We start from the raw sequence: 19,042 nt of genomic DNA on the forward strand, positions 1-19,042 counted from the left end.
ATCAACGTGTTTGAGGTCAGCATGACAAAAAGGACTCTGTGCGGTATAATAATGATCTTCTTCGCGATCCGGCCCGGCGGCGCGTACGCGAGCAATTTCGGCGATACCTACGGGTTCGGCGCGACGGGAATCGCGATGGGCAATGCGATGACGGCCATCGTTGCGGACTGGTCTTCCGTGTATTACAACATGGCCGGGCTTGGGAGGACCGTTCAATTTCGGGGGGCCGATACAGCCCGCGAAGAAAGCACGCTCTCCCTCAAGAAGAAAGAGGAAGGCGGGAAGGAAGAAAGCGCCGCGCCGCCAAAGGCGTATCTGAACCAGCTCGCCGTGTCCTACATGTACAACGCCCCGGCCACCGAGATCGACTACAAGGGAACGAACACCCTCATGGAAACCGATGTGGAGCCCTCCAGCCATTTCATCCTTGGCGTGGTGCTCGACCTGAACCTCATCTACGAGATGCCGAAATTCATCTCGTCCTCCCGGCTGGGACTGGGCCTGGGGGCGAACGGGGACGGCACCATCGTGAAGCTCAACGATGTGAGTCCCGCCACGCACGACTACCTGCGCCTGGGCCGGGAGGAGCAGAAATCGATGATCCTGCTTGGAATGGGATTCGGCTTCCTCAACGATGCATTCGGAATAGGAATCGGAACGAATATCGGCTTCAAGGGACAGGGTTCCGTGATCATGGCGGGCATAGAGGTGTCCGATGATCCACAAACGCCTGATTCCCAGGCGAAGATGGACCTTTCTGCAATGCCCACGCTTCTTGCGGGGCTGTACCTGAGTGCGGGAAAATTCATAGATGCGCTCGATGGGCTGGAGATAGGAGCATCCTACCGCCAGGAACATTACATGCAGATCGACCCGTTCAATGCCGCGGGCATCGTTCCGGGTACCATGAGCATGCAGCTTCTCATGGCGCTCTACGATTATTACTCGCCCGATATCTACACCTTCGGAATCGCCTACACCCGCTGGAATACGACGCTCTCGTTCGATATCGATTACCAGCTCTGGTCAAAGAACAGGTTCTCCTCGACCCTGACCCGGAATTATCCCGACCTCCCCTCCTTTCAGGACGTGATCAGTCCCAAGCTGGGCGTGAAGTACGATCTTCTCTCGTGGCTCTCGCTCATGGCGGGCTATATCTACCAGCCCAGCTTTGTCCCGGACAGCGCGGTGACCGGAAAGTATAACTTCCTGGACAACGATAAGCATATCCTTTCGCTCGGCTCGAAATTCCTGGTTCCCCGTTTCGCGGGTTTCAGGGGGCCCATCGAGATCACCCTGGGCTGGCAGTACCAGAGCTTCGTCCCGCGCACCGTCACGAAAGACGACCCCGCCGACCCGTTGAACCCGAGCTACGCGTACGGGGGCTCGGCGCAGAGCGTGATCCTCGAAATCCTGTTGAAACTGTAACGTACGTGGAGACCGATATGAAAAGGCACACCATAACCCGGGCGCTCCTGCCGCTCGTCATTGCCTGCGCATCGACGCTCGTATCGTGTTTCGACGCGGTGAAGCTGAACGAATCGGGGGACGCGCGCTATCGTTTCGTGCTCTACAACCGGACCGAGGGTTACCTGAAAAGCGCGCGGATCGATACGACCGTCTGCGGCGCGATGGCGCCAAACCAGTCGTGCACCGCGGCGTACGAGTACCGCCCGCTCGACGTGGAGGTTTCCTACGAGAGCGAAACGGTGGCGGCGGTCTCGGAGGGCGTTTCGAAAACCCTCACCGTGACCACCACGGACGGGATAGAGGAGGACGTCTACAACCTCGCACTCCCCGATACCCATTTCTCACTGTGGGTGACCAACTACCACACGAGCCGCGAGATAAATATGGTGGGGATGAACTACACGGCGAACAGCGGCATCACGCTCGATGATTTCGCGAAAAAAACCGCGCTCATAAATTTCCAGGGCGAGGATCTCACCCATACCGGCCCCACAGTGTCCGATACGCTCCTTCACACGGGGATCGTCGCGGGAAGCACGAGCGTGTACGCCCAGGTGAAGGGAACAGGCTTTTCCGTAACCGCGGCGGCCGAATCGCTGAGCGTGACGGGAACGGACGTGAGCGACACGCTCGCGAACGCTCATATAGTAGAAGGCTCGCTCGTTGTATATGTTGACGGAATCCAGGTCGCCGCCACGGACGCGGGCGGGACAATTACGGGCTCCGGTCTCGCGTCAAACGGCACGCTGGATTACGAAACGGGGGCGATTGCCTTTTCGCTTTCGGCGGCCCCTTTGACCGGCGTGACCTGCGATTACCGGTACACCGATACCACGGGCGTCGTCATCGCGAAACGCGGAAACGGCATTCGCGGCGGGAGCCTGGTCATTCGGGTGAACGGCACCGAGATCGGCCGCGACAACGGGAGCGGTTCGATATCCGGAACCGGCATCGATTCCGCGCAGGCGCACACGATCAATTACGCGTCCGGCGCGATCACGTTTACTGTCAAGGACCCGCTCGACGGAAGCGCGGTCACGTGCGACTACCTTGCGAAAATCGGAGGCACGGACGCAGTGGGCGTTATAAGCGGGACCGGGATCGAGGGCACCGGAACCATCGATTACGGGACAGGCGCGATCGCGCTCGTTACCACGGCCGAGTACGATCCCGGAACGGGAGAAATGATCATCGATTACCGCGCGCCCTTCGCGAAGGCGTGGACCGGCGGAACCTGGGGCGATGCGACCGGCGTGTCGGGTGAGACTCTCTCCTTCTCCGGCACCGCGGTGAGCGATACGCTTCTCCATGTCGAGGGACTTATGGCGAACAATGACGCCCTGACCGTGTACGCAGGCGTGCCCGGCGAGATTCTCGCGAATACCGCGGAAACGGTGTCCGATACGCTCGTCCGCGCGCCCCGGACGGGAAGCATCGTCGTCAGGGTCGCGGGACAAACCGTGGGAACCGATGACGGCGCGGGAAACATCAGCGGTACGGGCATAAGCGGTACGGGAACCGTTAATTATTCAACGAGGGAGATCAACCTCACCCTGACTGCGAATCCCGGGACGGACACGGTCACCTGCGACTATCTCTTCGCGGCCGGAACGGCCGCCGCGCCGGTCGACGGGTACCGGAATATCAGCGGCGCGGGAATCAGCGGGACGGGAAAACTGAACTGCATAACGGGCGCGATCAGCCTCACGCTCGCGGCGGACCCGGGAACACCCGGCGTGCTGGTGGAGTACAGTTACCGCGTGCCAGTCATCCCCCCGGAGCGCTGCTGGATTGGCTTTTACGAGATTGGTGGGATCTCGTCCGCGTACGCGCTTGACCTGGACGTCCCGGGGAGCGCGGTCGAACACTACTTCATGCTCGCCGATTACCCTGAGGTAAAATCGGAATTCGCGGCGACCCGGTACGGCACGAAAATTCTCGATCTGGTGTGCGGCGCGAACAACGTGCATCCGTAGAGACGTCCCGCCGGGACGTCTCTACGAATCCCACGGAATTACGGAACCCACGGAACAATCCCGTCCCCGCGGAAAAATAAAACAGGCGGGATATATTCCCGCCTGTTCATACACGAAATTCCGATGAGGGCCTTATTGCGAATCGGACCCCCCTCGTCTTTTATTATTTCAGGCTCATCCTGTTCAGGACAATGTCCTTTCCATCGAGCGTGAGCCAGTAGAGGTAATCCCCTTGCGGCGAACGCTTGGGGAAGCTCCTGAATGCGTTAGCCACCTTCGTGAGCTTCTTGTTCACGTTAAGCAGCATGTTTCCCTCGTACCCGGGGAAGGTCCACCAGCTCGCGCCGTCGGGGGTGAAGGCGAGTCCCTCGCCGCCGCTGTCGAACGGGCCCTGCGTACTGCCGTCGGAGAGGTTCAGGGTCCACTTGTCGTTCTTTGAGGACCAGAAACCCCATGCCGCGCCGTTCTGGCTGAACGAGGGGACAGTGACGCTTCCATACGGCCCGAAGGTCTTGCCGTCGCTCATGTAGAGATACGAATTGTCGCCCTTGCGCGCGACGAATCCCCACTTCGCGCCGCTTTCGCTGAAAACGAATCCGTCGACGCCGTTGAAGGGACCGTGCTTGGCGCCGTTGACGATCACGGTCGTGGTGTCGCCCTTGGAGCCCTGGAGCGACCAGGAACCGTTCGCGGCGAAGAAGGGACCGTAGATATAATCGAAGGGGCCAACCTTGCTCCCGTCGCTGAAATAGCAGGTATACACGCCGTTTGCCTGTGCGTTGTAGGCCCACGTGCCCGCGGGACTGAAATAGGGAACGTCCGCGTATTCGTAGGGGCCGGTCTCCTTGCCGTTCATGAGCACGTAATTCTTGTTGTCCTTAGACACCGAGGTCGCCCACAAGGGTTGGTTTTTCGCGAACTGCGGGTAATTGATGCTGTCATACGGACCGAACTGCGTGGTGTCGCTCATGTAGAGGTAGGACTTGTTGTTCTTGTAATAGATGAAGCACCAGCGGGCCCCGTCGTCGCTGAAGATGAGGCTCTCCACGCTGTCGTAGGGGCCAAATTCGTTGCCGTTTACCACCGCGTACATCTTGTCGTTGTCCTTGGTGGCCACGTATCCCCAGATCGCGCCGCTTGCCGTCAGGGTGAAGGAATACGCGGACTTGTACGGGCCGAGCTTTTTCCCGTCGCTCATGACGATCGAGTATTTCTCGCCGTCCTGCGCGATGAATCCCCACTTGCTCCCGTCGTCGCTGAAGGCGAGGCTGTACGCGTAGGTATACGCGCCGATCTTCTTCCCGTTGATTATCATGTGGGTCAGGTCGTTGCCCGACGCGGTGAATCCCCACGCGGCCGCGTTCTTGGAAAACGTGGGCTGTGAGCTGTAGGTGTATTCCTTGCCGTACTCGACGCCGTTAATGAGCAGGTAATTTCCATCCGCCTTCGTGATTTCGAAAGAGAACGATTCTTTGTCGCCGCCCAGGAACATCTCGTACTCGCTGTAATTGACCGACTCGTTTTCCTTGATCGTGAAGATCTTCTTGCGCTGTACGCCGTCCTTAATCGTCCACTGGCCCTCGGCCGCCTGCAGGCCCTGGGAATTGGCGTCGCCCGCGAACAGCGCGATCGCGCACACGATCGCCCCGGCGAAAAAAGTCCCGACGATGCGTCTGGATAATTGCATTGTGGTCCACCTCGTTTATGTAGTGTGCATCGGCTAGATCAAGCCTTGTCAGCGTATGCAAAAAACCTGAAGTGTCAAATACTATTTAGGCGGGCGCGGGCGCCGATACCGCCCTGTCCCCCGGGGGCGCCGGGCATGCCGTTCAAGGGGGTCCGGGAAAAGAATGCCGCGTGGACGCCGGACGGAAGTATCGGACCCCCCGGTCGTACGTACATGGCTCCCCGCGGGGTGCGCCAATCCCGCCCTGTGGCAGCGAACCGGTAAGTCCGATAGCCCAAGGAGCGGGCGGCGGGGACGATTTCCGCTGTTCCGGGAGGCCTTCGTATAGTATAATTAAATTGACAACTTCGAGCGTGTGCATGTATGGTGCCTGCAATATCGCACAGCGGCCTTGAGCCCCGTTTCGATCCATCAGGAATGACACATGATCGTGGCCCATTTTGTATGCAGAGGGAAGCACAATGAGGAATAAAAGGTATTACATGGTTCCCGTCGCGGCGCTTTTCGTGGTGTCCCTGTTCCTCTATCCTTTTTCGTGCGCGAAAAAGGCCTCCACCCTGTTTGGCGAATCATCGCCCTCTCCCCTGAAGGGCAAGAGCGATAACGCGCGCGCGTGGGACATCCAGAACGCATTTCGCGAGATATACGACCTGTACAAGGACCGCGTGGTGTTCATTTCAACCGAGCAGACGGTAAAGCTCCCCACGCATCCCTTTTTCAGCGACCCGATGTTCAGGGAGTTTTTCGGCGTGCCCGAACCGCAGCAGCGCTTCCAGAAACGCACCGGCCTGGGATCCGGCTTCATCCTCTCCGAGGACGGGTATATTTGCACCAATCACCACGTGATCGCGGCCGTGGACAAGGTCACGGTCAAGGTGGGCGAGAAGGTCTACCCCGCGGCGATCATAGGCTCCGACGAGCGCACCGATATCGCCCTTCTCAAGATAAGCCCGGGAGAGCCGCTCAAGCCCGTGTACCTGGGGAATTCCGACGAGGTCCGGGTGGGCGACTGGGCGATCGCGATTGGCAATCCCTTCGGCCTGGACAAGACGTTCACCGTGGGCGTAATCAGCGCCGCGAGCCGCAGGGACGTGGACATGGCCGGCGGCTCCGAATCCCACATCCAGACCGACGCGACGATCAATCCCGGGAACTCGGGCGGACCGCTCATCAATATCGACGGCGAGGTCGTGGGCATCAACAGGATGATCTATTCGAACAGCGGCGGCTCGATAGGGATCGGGTTCGCGATCCCTATCAACACCGCGAAGGCGATCTTCGAACAACTTAAGAACTTCAGGAAGGTCGTGCGCGGTTATATTGGGGTGCAGGTGCTTCCGATCACCAGGGAAATCGCGCAGGAGTTGGGCCTTGCCACGACGGACGGCGCGCTGGTCCGGGCGCTCGTGGAGGGAGGGCCTGCCGCGCAGGGCGGCGTGCAGGCGAACGACATTATCACCGCGATAAACGACACGCCCGTCAAGGGGTACGGCGATCTTATCGATATCGTCGGCAAGACCCCGGTGGGAACCGCGCTCAAGCTTACCGTGCTGCGCGCGGGGGCGGCCATGAACCTGTATGTTACCGTGGCGCAGCGCCCGTGAGGCCGCCGTGCGATCATTCGAGAACCGGGGGAACAGCATGAAAGAAGACACCATACGCTACGCGCTCTACATTCTCGGCATCATAACGGCACTCTACATAGTGGTCCGGTACGTGATCCCGCTGGTATTCAAGATCGTCGCCGGGCTCATGGGCATCGTCTTCAACGTGGTCATATTCCTCGCCATCGTGTTCGGGGTGATATGGGGAATAGGATATCTTTCGAAATCGATGCGCAGATAGCGCGCATTCTTCATCATATAAGGACCGAGTTACGCCATGGACGACCTGAATGCAAAAATCCTGAAGCTCGAGAAAATCGCGCTCATCTCGCTTGCGGCTATATGCCTTATCGGCGGGATCATGTTCGGTTACGTGACGGCGCAGGTGAAGAATTTTTCCGGGATTAAGAATCTGCGCCAGTTTCAGCCGAGCCTTCCCTCGAAGCTCTACGACGTGAACGGGGAGCAGATATCCGAGCTCTTCCTCGAAAAGCGCGACCTGGTTCCCTACGAGAAGCTCCCGAAAAATCTGATCAACGCCTTCGTGGCCGCGGAGGACAGGGACTTTTACCGCCACTTTGGCATCAACCCGGCAGCGATCGTGCGCGCGATGGGGAAAAACCTGCTCGCGGGGCGCGTCGTGCAGGGGGGCTCCACGATCACCCAGCAGCTCGCCAAGCGCCTGTTCACCAGTCAGAAGCGTACCATCGCGCGCAAGGCGATCGAGGCCATACTCGCGCTGCAGATAGAAAAGAAGTTCTCGAAGGAAGAGATCCTCGAGATGTATTTCAACCAGATTTTCCTGGGACGGGGCTGCTACGGAATCTCCGCGGCGGCGCACCTGTTTTTCAATAAGGACGTCGCGTACCTCACCGTGGGGGAAAGCTCGGTGCTTGCCGCGCTTCCCTCGGCCCCCGGAAAATACTCGCCCCTCATCAACACGCATGAATCGTTCAAAAAGCACTGGGACACCCTGTCCCGCATGGTGGACGCGGGCTACCTGACCCAGGAAAAGGCGGAAAAGGTATATGCCGAATTCTGGCCCAAGTACGTCGACTCGATCAAAACCGAATACACCACGAAGACCGCCTACACCGGGAACCAGGACCTCGCGCCCTACTTCACCGACTACGTGCGGCAGATACTCACGGCGCGCTACGGAAGGGACGCGGTGTACAGCGAGGGCTTCAAGGTCTACACCACGCTAAACTTGAAAAGGCAGGAAATCGCTCAGCGCTATTTCCAGTCGGGGGTCGAGCGGCAGAACGAAATTTCCGAGCAGGCGAACAAGTTCGGGGAAGGCGCCGTCGACCGCGGGCTATTCGGCGCATATGGGGTGCTGTCGAGCGTATTCAGCCTGCCCCCCGTCCTCGTGAAGAACGACACCGAGACCATCTTCAAGAAGACCATGGTGGACGAGCTCCTGGACTCGATCGACGTGCTCGCCCTTCTCACCGGCGCCGATGCGCCGCAGAAGACCATAGAAACATTCCGGTCCATAATATCGGGCATCTCCTCGACACTCAAGGTGGAGGGCGCCTTCATCGCGGTCGAGCCGCAGACGGGGCACATCACCTCCATGATCGGGGGATCGGGCTTCTCGGTGGACAACCAGTATAACCGTGCCGTCCAGGCGCGCCGCCAGCCGGGCTCCGCGTTTAAGCCTTTCGTGTATGGCTCCGGCATCGAGGGCAAGATCATCCATCCCGGCACTACGCTTCCCGACGCGCCCATAGTGGACATCGATTCGAGCGGGGAGACCTGGGCGCCCTCGAATTACGAGGGCAACTTCTCGGGGATGGTGAGCCTTTCGACGGCCCTCGCCGCTTCCATCAACGTGATCTCGGTGCGCATCTACGACCTCGTGGGCGCGGACCGCATCATCCAGTACGCGGCCAAGATGATGAAGGTCCCCGAATCGCGGTTCACGCCCGCCCCGGCGCTCGCGCTGGGATCGTCCGAGGTGACGCCGTTCGAGCTCTGCACGGGCTTCGCGATCTATGCCAACAGGGGAAGGGACGTGTTCCCCTACGCGGTCCGTTACGTCACCGACAGGGACGGCAACGAGCTTGCCAATATCGAAGAGGAAGTCGGCAACATCGTCGCCACCAAGGAAATGGACGGGAGCATACAGGTCATCCCCGAATGGGTGGCCTACATCATGACCACCATGATGAAGGGGGTGATCGAGGGCGGGACCGCGACCGAGGCGATCCGCGGCCAGGCCGCCTTCAGCAAGGAGTGCGCGGGAAAAACCGGGACCACGTCGAACTGGTCGGACGCGTGGTTCTGCGGGTTCACGACCGACGTGTGCGCCGTGGTGTGGTTCGGCTACGACCGCGCGTTCATGTCGCTCGGGAAGCACCAGGCCGGGTCCGGGGTCGCGGCGCCGGTATGGGGCAATTATATGCGCGAAATCTATAACGGGATGAAGGACCCGCATTTTAGCCCCCAGCCCGCCGGAACGGATTATGCGCCCAGCTACGGCGGGGCCGGCGAATTCAAGAAAATGAAGTCGGTGCTCGACGTTTATATGGAAAAGGAAGGGCTGAAGGAGAAACAGTGACACTTTCGCAAATTTATTCTTGAAATGTGCAATTTTTCATGTTATAGTAGGCTTCGTTTTTATAGTACATCCGGGGAAACTGGCATTATTCGTTTAGGAGTCATCCATGTTCAAGGTCGGTGATAAGATCGTGTATCCGATGCACGGTGTGGGAAAAATAGAGGCGGTCGAGAAAAAGACCGTGCTGAAGCAGAGGGACAATTTTTACATAATTACCATCATCAACAGCGGGATGAAGGTGATGATTCCCGTCGAGAAGGCAGAGGCGATCGGGATACGGGCAATCATCTCAAAACGCGAGGTTTCAAAGGTCCTGCTGCTGCTGAAAAAGAAAGAGGTTATCACCGAGGATGACTGGAAGCTCCGCTACCAGGGCAATATCGACAAGGTAAAAAGCGGGTCGATATACGAGGTGAGCGAGGTCGCGAGAGACCTGTACCGCCGCAGCAAGGAAAAGGAACTCTCGATCATGGAGCGCAAGCTCTATGAAAACGCCTACCAACTCGTGATTCACGAGATAGCCCTGGCGAAGGACGTGTCCATCGAAGAGGCGAGCAACATAGTATCGGAAGCCCTTTCCGCCTAGCGCCGTTCCCCAAACCCGAGCACGATTGAGCCGCGGATGAAAATCCGCGGCAGGTATGGCCTGTGCTCCCTTATTTTTATATTTTATTTTAATGCACATTCACCCATAGAAGGAGCGGATTTATATGGTTACAATTTTAAGAGCATTTTTCATCTTTTCGAGCACCGTTTTCACGGGTTGGTATTTTACCGGTTATTCATGGCAGGCGGCGCTTATAGGCGCCGTTGTCGCCGCGGTCGCGGCGCTGGCGCTCATCATCGTGATCGAGTACATGACGCACACGGTTTCACCGCGGGTCATCCTCGCGGCCGCGCTGGGGCTCCTGGCCGGGCTGGTGATCGGTCATTTCCTCGCGATCGCGTTCACCCAGATTCCCCTGGGATTGTCCGATACGGCGGCATCGGTGGCGCGCGCGCTCCTGTACCACGTCGTGGGCTTCGCCGTGATGCTCTTCTTCGTCATCAAGAGCGACGATATGCGGTTCCTGGACAAGCTTATCGCGGACCGGTCGGGGGAAGAGGGGGAGCGCGGGGCCAGTTACAAGATCCTGGACACGAGCGTGATCATTGACGGCCGTATCGCCGATATCTGCGACTCAGGGTTCATCGAGGGAATACTGGTGATCCCGAACTTCGTGCTGAACGAGCTCCAGATGATCGCCGATTCCGCCGACTCCATCAAGCGGAACCGCGGGCGCAGGGGGCTGGACATCCTGAACAAGATGCAGAAGGACCAGTCCATCATGGTCAAGATTTCGGACATGGACTTCGCGGAGCTTTCGGAGGTTGACGCGAAGCTCGTGAAGCTCGCGAAGATAATGAAAGCGATCATCATCACCAACGATTTCAACCTGAACAAGGTCGCCGAGTTCCACGGCGTGCGCGTGCTCAACATCAACCAGCTCTCCAATGCCCTGAAGCCCATCGTGCTGCCCGGCGAGGAGATGCGCGTTGCCCTCATCAAGGAGGGAAAGGATCCCAACCAGGCGATCGGCTACCTGGACGACGGTACCATGGTCGTGGTGGAAAACGGCAGGCGCCGAATGGGCAACGAGGTCGAGGTGACGGTGACCTCGGTGTTGCAGACGACCGCGGGGAGAATGATCTTTGCCCGGGTCGCGCAGGACTAGGCCGCGCGTCCTCGCGCTCTACGGCAGCCCCAGGAAAAAGGGACACAGCGCGCGCATTCACGACGCGTTCCTGGCCCCCCTGGCGGCCGTCGCATCGGTGAAACGAGTGCGCGTTCAGGGGCTCAACGTAAGCCCCTGCACCGCGTGCGGGCATTGTCGCGGGGGGCTTAGCTGCGTGTTCGACGACGACATGAGCGCGCTGTATGAAGAAATCGAGCGCGCACGGCTTATAAGTATATCGGCCCCCGTATATTTTTCGGGGCTTCCGGGCGCCCTCAAGTGCGTGATCGACCGGTTCCAGGTTCTGTGGGAGGCGCGCGAACGCGGCGAGAAGCGTCCGGTGCCGGGAGAGGGGTTTTTTATAAGCGTTTCCGGCGCGGAATACCGCAACGTGTTTCTTCCCTCGGTCACGACGATCCGGCATTTTTTCAATTCGCTGGGTATCGCTTACCGCGAAAAGAATTTCCTGCTCTTTCCCGCCGTCGAGGAAAAGTGGAAGGGACAGCTTCCCGGCGAATGGCTCACGCGCGCGAGTGCCGCGGGGGAGCGGTACGCGCGCGCCCTCCTGTCCGATACCCCGGGTTCCGCACCCTCCTCATAAATTAAATTGACCCCGCAGGTTTCGCGATAGTATCATCGACCCGGAACGAGGTGCGGCCCGCGCCGTCCCCCTGCAGTGCTGAATTCCGCGCGGCTGTTTGTCGATGATGTGAATAACGGGGAATACGGACCGGATGTAAATACCAGCGGAAGGTTAATTATGAAAATCATCGTTACCGTCACCCTGCAGGTAAAAAGGGGAAGCCTGCCCTATATCGTGGGGGAGATCCACGCACGGGGCTGCGAGCTGCAGCGAAGCGTGCGCAGGGAATGCACCCAGGACAGCGAGGTGTTCGATCTCGAGATAATCGCCGGGGACAATCAGGCGCTCAATGGCCTCATCGAGGAGATAACCCAGCAGAAATCGGGTTCCAGGCTCATACAGATCGAAAACCTGCTCGAGGACAGCATCGTCGGGGGGATGCTTCGCGTGTCGGGAAAGCTCGCGATCGAATCCCCCGACGATTACGACACGAAGCTTCTCGGGGCGACGGGACTGCTGTTCGACAAGATATCCCAGGGGAGGGGAACGGAATATTCCGGCATAGCGCGCTCGGTGCTCTTCCTGTCGGCGATGAAATCGCGCGCGGATGCGCAGGCGGACCGGCTGTATCAGCGGCACGCGGGGCTCGAGAGGGATTGTGTCATATTCAACCTCTTTACGGGAATGAACGCCTACCCGCTCATCGTACGCTATGTCCAGATGGAAGACCTTATCCGCACCATCCAGGCGGTGTCCCCGGGATTCGCGGCGGTGCGCGTAGTCGAGGCGGAGGAGATGGACGATGTGACCGATTTCGACCAGTTGCGCGACTGTATCGACGTCCCGGTCCTCTCCGCCGCGACCGACGAGATGCCCCTGTGCATGCTCGCGGAAATCATCACCATGGTGGAAAAAAGCCGGATGGAGTTCTATGAATGCAACCTGGGCATGATAGGCATCACCGCGAGCGCGCTCAGGCTTACGCGCATGCTGCTTTCGCTGGGTTGTCCACGGGTGCTGGGTTACGACAACAACGAAAAGCTCATGATGCTGTTCGAGAAATCGGGCGGACTCGCGACCACGCCGGAGAATATCTTCAATAATTCCGACGTCGTGATACTGAACAAGAACCATTTCACCGTGGACGACCTGCACCGGATACGCAGCGGGCAGAAATTCCTCTCCCTCATAGAGGAGGACCTTCTCGAGAAAAATATCATCGCCGACAAAGGGATTCGCACCCACGTGACGCGCGACCAGTTGGACACCTCCCTGGTTTTTCCCGGCCTCTTGCGCGGCATGATCAAGAGCCGCCGCGAGTCGTACGATAACGATACGCTGATAGAGCTCGCGCGAAGGCTTAAAAATATCCGCGCCAAGGAAGGGAATGTGTATACCCCGATGGGCGGGATCCACGCGAGGATCGAGGAGATCGTGTGCGCGGAGCTTTGAATCAGGGCGCCGCGATGACTGTCCAGCGCAGGCTGTCATAGCTGAATATGCGGCACCGGCGCGATTTGCCCGCCTGGAGTATCGAGCCGTGCGTGCACAGCGCCTCGGGCGAGGCCCTGTCGTCGGTGATGAGCGGGTTCAGGACGAGCTCCTTTCGTGAATCGACCCTTACGATGCCGTCTGCGCTGGCGATGGTCGTATCGGCCCCCGCCACCCCGAGGAGTCTTTCCATGTCGACCTGCAGGATGAAAACCCCTTTGATCTCCCCGCCTTGAAAAACATTTCCCGCGATGAGCATGCGGAAAAGGCCCGAGCTCCGGGGAAACTCGGTCACGTCCTCGACATGCAGCGGCGTCTTCCTGTTCGAGAAGCATCGTCCCAGGGGACTCTCCGGTTTGAAGTGCCGGATGTTTTTGGCGAACAGGTCGTCGTTGTCCCTGGTGTACACGACCATGCCGTGTGCGTTGATGAGGATGAAGTCCGAATAATTGCCCTGCGTGACCGCGCGTATCATCTCCGTGATGCCCTCGCGCTCGAGGAGGTAGAACCGGTCGCCCCCCTCGTTCATTTTCTGCAGATGCGTGAGATTGTCTATGAGCGCGCGTTTCTCGATGACCGCGGTCGCATGCGCCATGTCCTGTTCGCAGAGCGCGAAGAAATCCCTCAACGGGTCTCCCGAGCCGGAATCGTCGGGCCTGGCGGTGTGCGCCCCCGTCCCGCACGCGCATTGGACCGCGAGTATCGCAAGCGCAAGGACTCGTGCGGGTTTATTCATGAGACGGCCTCCGGACGGAATTGCTGGTGGCGAAGTTTCACCGCTTGAAAGATTGCATACCTGTACCTACAATATCTGCCTAATAGAGTATTTTCTCAACCCCCTTTTTCTTCACGCTCCGCATAAATTGTTTCTTCCAGCCGATTCCCAGGAAGGTTTCCGCGGCGTACACGACGAGCGCGCGCGCCGTCACCCTGGTTCCCTCGTCGATCCGGGAAAGGCCCTGGACGCAACTGGGGCATGTCGTGAGCACCGTGCAGCGGCGGCCCGGGCTTTCGCGCACGATGCCCGCCGCCTTGCGTTCCCTGAGAAGGTTCGATATCTCAGGGGTCGAGAGCGCGAGCGTGCCCCCCTCGCCGCAGCAGCGGGGCACCATCACCGGCGATGCGCCGAATAGCGACTCGAATGTTTTGGACGCCCCCAGGTTCTTGAGCGGGGTATGACAGGGCTCGTGGTAGAGAATTTTCAGGCCGTTCCTTACGGACGAGTACAATCCCTCCGACGCGAGGTATTCGTTGATATCCATGAGCGCGGCGCCGTTGAAAATGTTTTCTATTTCATATTTCTCGAGCATCTCGAAACAGGTGCCGCAGGAGACGAGCACGTGCCGGATTTCCATGTAGCCGAGCATGTCGGCGATACGGTGCATCATCACGCGGTTCTCATAGCTTTTCATATCGGCGGCGGCGGTCCTGCCGTTGGCCAGGAGCGGGTACCCGCAGCAGAGGTACTCGGGAAGGATCACGATGCGCACACCCGCGTGGTAGAGCAGCGCGATGGTCGCGATGCTTATCTCCGGGAACATGCGCTCGGATCCGCACCCGGGGAAGTAGACGACGCTCCCCTTTACGGGGACGTCGGGATTTTCGAACACGCAGAAGGTCCCGGAGCCCTTGATGCCCAGGAGCTCGCGGAGCGTCCTGTCCCCCGAGCGCGGGAGCCGGCCCTTGAGCATCGCGGTCGTACGCGGCGCGAGCGCGCCCGCGAGGGCGCGCACCGGTTTCACGGCATAGTGCGCCGTTCTCTGCGCCGCATAGCCCGCCTTGAGAAGCGCGAGCCGGAAGAACTTGTTGGCGTAATAGCCCCTGCGCCTCAGGTAGTAGAGCGTGAGCCAGGTGACGAGCTTGAACTTGGCCTTCCGGCGCTGGAACATGAGATCGCGGATGTCGAGCGTGATGTTCCCGAAGTCGATCTTCACGGGGCAGGGTACGCTGCACTTGTGGCACATGGTGCAGTGGTCGGAAATCTCCCTGAGCTTCTTGAAATGCCGGAAAGAGAGCGACTTGGACGTCTGCGCGTCGTAGAGCACGGCCTCGGTGATGAGCGCGACGCCCAGTATCTTGTTGCGCGGGTTATAGAACATGGTGCCGCGGGGGTAGTGCGTGTTGCAGGTCGATTTGCACTTGCCGCATCTCACGCACGCCGCGATGGACGCGGACAGGCTTTCGATGTCGGCGGCCTTGAGGATGAACGCCTCGAGCTCGAGCAGGTTGAAGGACGGCGTGTATACCATGTGCAGGGGGAAATCGGGATCGAGCTTGCCGGGGTTGAACAGGTTCCCGGGATCCGCATCGCGCTTGTACGCGGCATACGCGTCAAGCACCTCGCGTCCGATATACTTGAGTTTCGTGAGACCGATCCCGTGCTCGCCGGACACGACCCCGCCCAGCCGGACCGCCTCCCGCATGACGGCGCCCGCCGTCTCGTCGGCCTCGCGCATCATGAGGTAGTCGTTCGAATGAACGGGTATGTTGACGTGCACGTTCCCGTCGCCCGCGTGCATGTGCGTGGCAATGATGATCCGGCGCGTACGCTCCGCGGCCGCGAGGGTCTCGAATTCGCGGATGAGCTCGGCGTAGCCGTGAAAGGATTTCGGGAACGCGCCCAGGACGTCTTCTTCGACGGAGACGAGTATCTGCCCGTCCCGGTCCTTATCCGGAAGGCCGCCCTCAAGTCCCGCGAGACAGCCGCGGCACCGGTCCCTGATCTCCGTTACCCGGTGCGCGAAGGCGTCCAGTTTAGCCTCGGGGGCGCCGCTCTTTCCCGACCTTTTGCACGTGAGAAGGAACTCGACGATGCGCTCCGTGAGGCGCAGGTCGTTGGCGATCTCCTTCTCGATGTTCAGCCGCTCGATATAGTCGGCGAATTCGGGGAGCCGCTCGAGGGGTATGACCACGTCCTCGTTAAGCTTGAACGCGTTCGTGTGGCGCGCGATGGCCCCCAGGTTCTTGCGGTCCTTCCAGAAGAGCGCGCCCTCCGCGTCGCTTTCCGCGATGAAGCCCTCCGTGTTGTAGGGCCGCACGAGGTCCAGAACGTGCGTTCCCGCCTTATCGAGCGCGTCCCTGTCATTTCCCTCGACGTCGACCAGGAGCACGGCCTTTGGTATTTCCGTGCGCGCGGACTTGTTGCGGTAATTTATCGCGAGCACGTATTTCTCGTCGAAGTGCTCCAGCGCGGTGAGGAAGGCCGTCCCGCCGTCCCGGAACGCCGCGGTGATGTCGACGATTGCGCGCGCGGCGTTGACGAGATCGCTGCCGAAAAATTCAAGGCAGATCGTCTTCCTGAACGCGAACGGGCGATAGAGCACGAAGCACGCCGATACGATGATTCCGTCTCCCCCCTCTTTCTGCACGCCCGGAAGTCCGCCCAGCGCCTTGTTCGTGATGTCCTTGCCGAGCCCCTTGCGGCGGACGTCGGTCCCGGAGAGGGTGATCGTTTTTAAAACCTCGCCGGACCCTGATCCCGCGTCGCGCACGTCGAAGACCACCAGGTCCCCCGGCTCGATCTTGCGGTGTGGATGATCGCGCCGCGTCACCTCGAGCGTCCTCCCGGCGGCGTCCACGATCAGGAAGGAATAGAGGTTGTCTATCGCGGTGCCCCACATTACGCATTTCTTCCCCCCCGCGTTCTCGGCGATGTTGCCGCCTATCGTGGAGGCCCACGCCGAGGTGGGATCGGTGGCGAAGATATAATCGTGGCGGGCGCAATACTCGATAACGTCGTCGGTGACGGCGCCGGCCTCGACCCGGACCACGGGGACTTCCGCGCCGCCGGACGTGACGGTCTGGATGCCCAGGACGCGGTCGAGCTTTTCCATGTTGAGGACCAGAGTATTACGCATAACGGGAACGGCGCCCCCGGTAAGCCCCGTGCCGCCGCCCCGGGGAATGAGGGAGAGCCCCAGCCGCCACGCGGCGAGGACGATTCCCGGCACCTCTCCCGCCGAATCGGGGTAGGCGATCGCCGCGGGATATTCGACCCGCCAGTCCGTCGCGTCGGTCGCGTGGGCCACCTTGTGGATGGCGGTGAAATGCACGTTCGACCGCGCGGTCTCCCGCCCCAGCGCCCGCAGGGCCCTGGCCCGGAAACGCGATTCGGCGGCGAAGCGTCCGAAAAACTCCCCCTGGAGGACGCGGGTCTTTTCGACCATGCGCTCCACGAGCGGGTTTCCCCCGGAGCCGCGCGCGATGATGGAGAGCCGCGCTGCGTGGAGATTCTCGAGGCGGCGAAGCTTTTTCCGGTTTTCCAGGAGGTCGTTGAATATGTACGGGTTGCGGTCGATGATGAAAATATCGCCGATCATCTCGAAGAGCAGCTTCGCGCTGCGCCCCGTCACGCGTTTCGCGCGCAGGCTCTCGAGGATATCGAGCATCTCCGAGTCGAAATACCTGAGGATTATTTCCCGGTCCGAAAACGATGTATAGTTATAGGGAATTTCCCTGAATCGAAAATCCTTCTTCATGATCCTCCGCATGGGTCCGCGTATGATGCGCACAATATAGCACACGATTGCAAGGTGCGGTGCGGTTTGGCAAGAAAATTTACGGTGCGGCGTGCCGGCATTCGGGGCGTTGCGGGAGGGCTACGCGAAGGAGTTCGGGCGGGGCCGATACTCTCGAAGGCGGTTAGCCCGTGTACACCACCGCGAGGATGACCGACGGCTTGCTGGCGACGCTCCTGAGCGCGTGGGGGATCGTTGAAAGATAGTAGATGCTGTCGCCCGCACGCAGGGTTTCCACCTTCCCGCCCAGCTTGATCTCGATCTCGCCTTCCTGAACTATCAGGAATTCTTCCCCGTCGTGAAAGGACGTCTCCGGGGGCCAGAAGGAATTTTCCAGGGTGATGACGAAGGCCTCCATGTGGCGCGACTTCACGCCCGTGGAGAGCGACTGGTAGAGGTACGCGCGCTTCAGGCACGATTCCGGACGCTCGTGCGCCTGCTGCGCGCGGTCGCCCCTGCGCGTCACCGAGTAGTGGAATCCGGACGCCTCGTCCAGGAGGAGTCCCGCGCCGATGCGCAGTGCCTTCGACAGTCGTATGATCGCGTGAAGGTCGGGCAGCGCCTGCTTGTCCTCGATCTCCGCCAGCCGAGCCTCCTCGATGCCGGAGAGCGTAGCGAGCTTTTCCAGGGAAAGACCCTGCATCTCGCGGATGCCGCGGAGCCTGTCGCCTATATAGAGCTTTTCCTCCGCCTGGTTTTCCTCCTGGTAATAGCCGCTCAGGTCCTCGAGAAATTCCTGGTAGTCCCTGCTCTGAAAATTGGTTTTCATGGCGGCGCCTCCTCCCGGGGAGAACGTGATCGCGGGCTGCCCGGGGCCGCCCGCTCATCGATGCGAGGTATGGTATGCCCGGTAACCGGGGGTTGTCAATGTAAAAAGCGTTTCGCGTGCGGTAAACGGAACTACAGGCCGCAGATGACGGCGACGATTATCGATTTGCGGAATGTTCGGTTTTCGATCCGGTGAGGAATGGAGGAGCGGTAGTAAACGCTGTCGCCCTCGCGCAGCAGTATCTCCTCCTCGCCCAGGAAAATTTTTATCGAGCCTTTCCGCACCAGGATAAACTCCTCTCCCCTGTGCGAGGCGCATTCCCGCCGCCTGCCCTTGCCGGTCAGGGTGATCACGAAGGCGCGCATGGACGGAAGAGGTCCGGCCGGCCCGGGGGTTTTCCCGGGGCGTGCGGCGATACTGTCGATGGGCAGCATGCGCGCAGGGTCGGTGCGCGCCGCCTCATCCTTCCTTATTACCGTGTATCCAAGACCCCCGCCCCCCGGTTTACGCGCAACGCCCGCGCCCTGGTGCCGGGCGCACAACCCGCGCACGTACTCGTCCCATTCGGGTCCCTGGAGAAATTCTCCGGGATCGATTCCCCTGCAGGAGGATTCAAGCTCCTGGGGTTCTTTCTTTTTCTTTCGAGGGCTCATTATCGTGTGGC

14 protein-coding genes are annotated in these 19,042 nt (G+C 60.0%); 9 read left to right on the top strand and 5 right to left on the bottom strand.

Annotated features, from left to right (window positions below; translation table 11 throughout):
• Positions 1–21 precede the first annotated feature (21 nt).
• Together EPN93_07435 and EPN93_07440 are read left to right on the top strand one after the other, a co-directional pair.
• Positions 22–1,428 (top strand): hypothetical protein, encoded by a 1,407-nt coding sequence (locus tag EPN93_07435; GenBank protein TAL36649.1) that lies wholly within the window; start codon positions 22–24, stop codon positions 1,426–1,428.
• A gap of 17 nt (positions 1,429–1,445) precedes the next feature.
• Positions 1,446–3,446 carry a hypothetical protein gene (locus tag EPN93_07440; GenBank protein TAL36650.1) on the top strand — a complete coding sequence of 667 codons (2,001 nt, stop codon included), beginning with the start codon at positions 1,446–1,448 and terminating at the stop codon, positions 3,444–3,446.
• A gap of 163 nt (positions 3,447–3,609) precedes the next feature.
• Here the strand turns inward: EPN93_07440 and EPN93_07445 are convergent, their stop codons facing one another.
• Entirely contained in the window at positions 3,610–5,133 is a 1,524-nt protein-coding gene (locus EPN93_07445; protein ID TAL36651.1) for a hypothetical protein, read from the bottom strand.
• A 461-nt stretch (positions 5,134–5,594) separates the two neighbouring features.
• Here EPN93_07445 and EPN93_07450 point away from each other — a divergent pair, with 461 nt between their 5' ends.
• From EPN93_07450 to EPN93_07480, 7 genes are all read left to right on the top strand, one after another.
• On the top strand, positions 5,595–6,737 hold the full coding sequence (locus tag EPN93_07450) for a trypsin-like serine protease (GenBank protein ID TAL36652.1): 1,143 nt from the start codon (positions 5,595–5,597) through the stop codon (positions 6,735–6,737).
• 37 nt (positions 6,738–6,774) lie between these two features.
• Positions 6,775–6,978, top strand: a complete 204-nt coding sequence (locus tag EPN93_07455; protein TAL36653.1) for a hypothetical protein — start codon at positions 6,775–6,777, stop codon at positions 6,976–6,978.
• 36 nt (positions 6,979–7,014) lie between these two features.
• Positions 7,015–9,303, top strand: coding sequence for a PBP1A family penicillin-binding protein (locus tag EPN93_07460; GenBank protein TAL36654.1), 2,289 nt, complete (start codon positions 7,015–7,017; stop codon positions 9,301–9,303).
• 106 nt (positions 9,304–9,409) lie between these two features.
• Entirely contained in the window at positions 9,410–9,889 is a 480-nt protein-coding gene (locus EPN93_07465) for a transcriptional regulator (GenBank protein TAL36655.1), read from the top strand.
• Positions 9,890–10,013: 124 nt separating this feature from the next.
• Positions 10,014–11,018, top strand: a complete 1,005-nt coding sequence (locus tag EPN93_07470) for a TRAM domain-containing protein (GenBank protein ID TAL36656.1) — start codon at positions 10,014–10,016, stop codon at positions 11,016–11,018.
• Positions 10,996–11,619, top strand: coding sequence for a flavodoxin family protein (locus EPN93_07475; GenBank protein ID TAL36657.1), 624 nt, complete (start codon positions 10,996–10,998; stop codon positions 11,617–11,619). Before EPN93_07470 ends, EPN93_07475 begins: the two co-directional genes overlap by 23 nt.
• 159 nt (positions 11,620–11,778) lie before the next feature.
• Positions 11,779–13,053, top strand: a complete 1,275-nt coding sequence (locus EPN93_07480) for a hypothetical protein (GenBank protein TAL36658.1) — start codon at positions 11,779–11,781, stop codon at positions 13,051–13,053.
• A 1-nt stretch (position 13,054) separates the two neighbouring features.
• Here EPN93_07480 and EPN93_07485 read toward each other — a convergent pair whose 3' ends face one another.
• The 4 genes from EPN93_07485 to EPN93_07500 form a co-directional block, all read right to left on the bottom strand.
• Entirely contained in the window at positions 13,055–13,828 is a 774-nt protein-coding gene (locus EPN93_07485; protein TAL36659.1) for a hypothetical protein, read from the bottom strand.
• A gap of 79 nt (positions 13,829–13,907) precedes the next feature.
• Positions 13,908–17,582 (bottom strand): DUF3683 domain-containing protein, encoded by a 3,675-nt coding sequence (locus tag EPN93_07490; GenBank protein ID TAL36660.1) that lies wholly within the window; start codon positions 17,580–17,582, stop codon positions 13,908–13,910.
• 151 nt (positions 17,583–17,733) lie between these two features.
• Complete coding sequence (locus tag EPN93_07495; protein ID TAL36661.1) at positions 17,734–18,378, bottom strand: XRE family transcriptional regulator; 645 nt, start codon at positions 18,376–18,378, stop codon at positions 17,734–17,736.
• 131 nt (positions 18,379–18,509) lie between these two features.
• Positions 18,510–19,031, bottom strand: coding sequence for a cupin domain-containing protein (locus EPN93_07500; protein ID TAL36662.1), 522 nt, complete (start codon positions 19,029–19,031; stop codon positions 18,510–18,512).
• Positions 19,032–19,042: the final 11 nt, after the last annotated feature.

The organism is Spirochaetota bacterium (assembly GCA_004297825.1).
Lineage (GTDB): Bacteria > Spirochaetota > UBA4802 > UBA4802 > UBA5368 > FW300-bin19.

What these genes read in the sequence shown, in the direction of transcription:
- EPN93_07435 (TAL36649.1), top strand. Translation starts at nt 22, where the DNA reads ATGACAAAAAGGACTCTGTGCGGTATAATAATGATCTTCTTCGCGATC.
- EPN93_07440 (TAL36650.1), top strand. Translation starts at nt 1,446, where the DNA reads ATGAAAAGGCACACCATAACCCGGGCGCTCCTGCCGCTCGTCATTGCC.
- EPN93_07445 (TAL36651.1), bottom strand. Translation starts at nt 5,133, where the DNA reads ATGCAATTATCCAGACGCATCGTCGGGACTTTTTTCGCCGGGGCGATC.
- EPN93_07450 (TAL36652.1), top strand. Translation starts at nt 5,595, where the DNA reads ATGAGGAATAAAAGGTATTACATGGTTCCCGTCGCGGCGCTTTTCGTG.
- EPN93_07455 (TAL36653.1), top strand. Translation starts at nt 6,775, where the DNA reads ATGAAAGAAGACACCATACGCTACGCGCTCTACATTCTCGGCATCATA.
- EPN93_07460 (TAL36654.1), top strand. Translation starts at nt 7,015, where the DNA reads ATGGACGACCTGAATGCAAAAATCCTGAAGCTCGAGAAAATCGCGCTC.
- EPN93_07465 (TAL36655.1), top strand. Translation starts at nt 9,410, where the DNA reads ATGTTCAAGGTCGGTGATAAGATCGTGTATCCGATGCACGGTGTGGGA.
- EPN93_07470 (TAL36656.1), top strand. Translation starts at nt 10,014, where the DNA reads ATGGTTACAATTTTAAGAGCATTTTTCATCTTTTCGAGCACCGTTTTC.
- EPN93_07480 (TAL36658.1), top strand. Translation starts at nt 11,779, where the DNA reads ATGAAAATCATCGTTACCGTCACCCTGCAGGTAAAAAGGGGAAGCCTG.
- EPN93_07485 (TAL36659.1), bottom strand. Translation starts at nt 13,828, where the DNA reads ATGAATAAACCCGCACGAGTCCTTGCGCTTGCGATACTCGCGGTCCAA.
- EPN93_07490 (TAL36660.1), bottom strand. Translation starts at nt 17,582, where the DNA reads ATGCGGAGGATCATGAAGAAGGATTTTCGATTCAGGGAAATTCCCTAT.
- EPN93_07495 (TAL36661.1), bottom strand. Translation starts at nt 18,378, where the DNA reads ATGAAAACCAATTTTCAGAGCAGGGACTACCAGGAATTTCTCGAGGAC.
- EPN93_07500 (TAL36662.1), bottom strand. Translation starts at nt 19,031, where the DNA reads ATGAGCCCTCGAAAGAAAAAGAAAGAACCCCAGGAGCTTGAATCCTCC.